This is a genomic window from Oleiphilus sp. HI0125 (assembly GCF_001635355.1).
In genome coordinates this window covers 1-543 of the sequence record NZ_LWGF01000520.1, presented here as the reverse complement: position 1 = coordinate 543, position 543 = coordinate 1, and the positions used below count along the sequence as shown (strand labels likewise).

Sequence of the window (543 nt, the reverse complement as noted above, 5' to 3'; positions counted from 1 at the left end):
GCCTTACTCGCTGGTGAAATGAGTGGTCATATATTCTTCAAAGAGCGTTGGTTCGGTTTTGATGATGGTGTATACAGCGCCGTTCGTTTACTTGAAATTCTTGGTATTGAAGACCGTTCGGCAGATGAAGTGTTTGCGGAATTCCCAGAAGATACCAGTACACCAGAAATTAATATCACCGTGACGGACGAAACAAAGTTTGAATTGATAGAAAAGCTTTGTGGGCGTGCTGCAGCATTTGAAGATGGTAGTGTCTCTACCATCGACGGATTACGTGTTGATTTTGCAGATGGGTGGGGGCTATGTCGCGCATCGAATACAACGCCGGTTTTGGTTCTCCGTTTTGAGGCAGACAACGAGTCGGCAATTGCACGCATTCAGGCGCGCTTTAAAGAGCAATTATTAGCTGTTGATAGCAGTTTAAATATCCCGTTTTAGTTAAGAGTTCGAATAAATGAGTTTAGATAAAGACAGTGCGATTCAAGTCGCTTCTGTATTGAATAAGGCTCTGCCTTATATCCAACGTTTCGCGGGTAAAACTAT

At 43.3% G+C, this 543-nt stretch carries 1 pseudogene; it reads left to right on the top strand.

Annotated features, from left to right (window positions below):
- Positions 1-438: pseudogene (locus A3762_RS06610) on the top strand (phosphomannomutase/phosphoglucomutase); the annotation flags it as partial.
- Positions 439-543 lie beyond the last annotated feature (105 nt).